General features: G+C 60.2%; 1 pseudogene. It reads left to right on the forward strand.

The window, feature by feature from the left end:
* Nucleotides 1–75: 75 nt before the first annotated feature.
* Nucleotides 76–289 (forward strand): annotated as a pseudogene (locus BK665_RS33540) (GNAT family N-acetyltransferase); the annotation flags it as partial.

Consider the following 289-nt stretch of genomic DNA (forward strand, 5'->3'; position numbering starts at 1 on the left):
GTTAAGACCGGGTTGTCGCCACGCCATCGTCGCGCTAATGTGCGGGGCTAATTTGCTGTGTGATCGAGGCTGGAAATGGAATTCGCGGACATACTGGTACTGCAGGCCAGCTACACCAACTCGATTCACGCCGAGGCCATTTGGCTGGTGTTGAACAATTACGCCGAAGACCCGATGGGGGGCGGCGAACCGTTGGACGCCGATGTATTGCGCCAAGTGCCAGCGGATCTGGCCAAGCGTCCTTATGCATTCAGCGTCCTGGCGCTTGTGGGCGGTGAGCCGGCGGGGC

Source organism: Pseudomonas frederiksbergensis (genome assembly GCF_003732665.1).
GTDB classification, from domain to species: domain Bacteria; phylum Pseudomonadota; class Gammaproteobacteria; order Pseudomonadales; family Pseudomonadaceae; genus Aquipseudomonas; species Aquipseudomonas frederiksbergensis_G.